General features: G+C 74.1%; 1 protein-coding gene. It reads right to left on the reverse strand.

Going from position 1 to position 2,369, the window contains the following annotated elements:
• Nucleotides 1-79: 79 nt before the first annotated feature.
• Nucleotides 80-1,999 carry an Rne/Rng family ribonuclease gene (locus ABT299_RS47465; protein ID WP_500254837.1) on the reverse strand — a complete coding sequence of 640 codons (1,920 nt, stop codon included), beginning with the start codon at nt 1,997-1,999 and terminating at the stop codon, nt 80-82.
• Between the last annotated feature and the right edge of the window lie 370 nt (nt 2,000-2,369).

Raw genomic sequence — 2,369 nt, forward strand, 5'->3', positions numbered from 1 at the left:
ACCCCCTAGTTTCCTCCCGTGGTGGTGGGGGGGGGGGGGGGCGCGCCGGGGGCGCCGGGCGCCCGCCACGGCGTGCGGACTACTCGCTCTCGGCCTGGGCCGTCGCGCGCGGGCGGCGGGTGCGGCGGCGGCGCGGGGCCTCCTCCACGGGCTGCCCGCCCTCCGCGGACTCCGTCGGCTCCGCGGCGGGAGCGGCGCCGTTCGCCTCGGCCGGAGCCGCGCCGTTGGCCTCGGCCGGGGCGGCGCCGTTCGAGGAGACCGCCACCGGCTCGTCGTCGAGGATGCCGGGCGAGGTGCCCTCGACCTCCTCCGCGGCGTCTGCGGCCTCGACCGCCGCCTGCGCCGGCGGCTCCTCGGCGTCGACCTCGGGCGGCGGGCCCGCGGGGCGCTTCGCCGGGCCGGACTTCTTCGGCCGCGACCGGACCGGCTCGGGCCGCGCGGCCTCCGGCTCCTCGGCCGGGGCCGGCTCGGCCGGCTCCTTCTTCGCCTCGTGCTGCGCCAGCTTCTCCTCGACGGCCTTCTCGACCTCGCCCTTGCGCTTGCGGCGGCGGCCCGACTCCTTGCCGGCGGCCTTGTCCGGCTTCGGCTCGACCGGGGTGAGGTGGACGTGGATGCCGCGGCCGTTGCAGGACTCGCAGGTCTCCGAGAACGCCTCGACCAGGCCCTGGCCGACGCGCTTGCGCGTCATCTGGACCAGCCCGAGCGAGGTCACCTCGGCGACCTGGTGCTTGGTACGGTCCCGCGACAGGCACTCGACGAGACGGCGGAGCACCAGGTCGCGGTTGCTCTCCAGCACCATGTCGATGAAGTCGATCACGATGATGCCGCCGATGTCGCGCAGCCGGAGCTGGCGGACGATCTCCTCGGCCGCCTCCAGGTTGTTGCGGGTGACGGTCTCCTCGAGGTTGCCGCCCTGCCCGGTGAACTTGCCGGTGTTGACGTCGATGACCGTCATCGCCTCGGTCTTGTCGATCACCAGCGAGCCGCCGGACGGCAGCCACACCTTGCGGTCGAGGGCCTTGGCGATCTGCTCGTCGATCCGGAACGCGCCCAGCACGTCCTGGTCGCCGGTCCAGCGCTCGACGCGGTCGGCGAGGTGCGGCGCGACGTACTCGACGTACTCCGAGACGGTGTCCCAGGCGCCGTCGCCGGAGACGACGAGCTTGGAGAAGTCCTCGTTGAAGATGTCGCGGACGACCCGGATCGTCAGGTCCGGCTCGCCGTACAGCAGCGACGGCGCCGAGGCGGTCTTGACCTTCTTCTGGATGTTCTCCCACTGGGCGGCCAGGCGCGACACGTCGCGGCCCAGCTCCTCCTCGGTGGCGCCCTCCGCGGCGGTGCGGACGATCACGCCCGCGTTCTCCGGCATGACCTTCTTCAGGATCGACTTCAGCCGGCTGCGCTCCTTGTCGGGCAGCTTGCGGCTGATGCCGGTCATCGAGCCGTCCGGCACGTACACCAGGTAGCGGCCGGGCAGCGAGACCTGGCTGGTCAGCCGGGCGCCCTTGTGGCCGAGCGGGTCCTTGGTGACCTGCACGAGCACGGACTGGCCGGACTTCAGCGCCGACTCGATCCGGCGCGGCTGGCCCACCAGGCCCGCGACGTCCCAGTTGACCTCGCCCGCGTACAGCACGGCGTTGCGGCCCTTGCCGATGTCGACGAACGCGGCCTCCATGGAGGGCAGCACGTTCTGCACCTTGCCGAGGTAGACGTTGCCGACGTAGGACTGGTGCGTCGCGCGGTTGACGTAGTGCTCGACGAGCACGTCGTCCTCCAGGACGGCGATCTGCGTGCGCTCGCCCTCCTGCCGGACCACCATGACTCGCTCGACGGCCTCGCGGCGCGCCAGGAACTCCGCCTCGGTGATCACCGGCGGGCGGCGGCGGCCCTGCTCGCGGCCCTCGCGGCGGCGCTGCTTCTTGGCCTCCAGCCGGGTCGAGCCGCGCACGGACTGGACCTCGTCCTCCGCGGCGGCGCGCTCCTCGCGGGCGGTGCGCACGTGCACGACGGTGTTCGGCGGGTCGTCGGTGCCGCCGGACTCGCCGTCCGCGCCCGAGCGGCGACGGCGGCGACGGCGACGGCGGCTGCCCTGGGCGCCCTCGCCCTCCTCCTCCTCGCCCTCGGCCTCGTGCTCCGCCTCGGCCTCGGCCTCCGGCTCGGCCTTCTCCTTGTCCTTGTCCTTGCCCTTGGCGGACCTGGACTTGGCCTTGGCCTTCGCGGGCTTGGCGGGCTCCTCTTCCTTCGCCTCGGCGGCCTCGTGGGGGGCCCGCCCCCGCGGGCCCGCCGCCCCCCCGCGCCCGGGCGTGCGGTTCGTCGCCCGCCCCCTCGAGGGTGGGCCAACCGGACACAGGGTCCTCCCGCGGGATCAG

It is taken from the genome of Spirillospora sp. NPDC000708, from assembly GCF_040299565.1.
Taxonomy (GTDB): domain Bacteria; phylum Actinomycetota; class Actinomycetes; order Streptosporangiales; family Streptosporangiaceae; genus Spirillospora.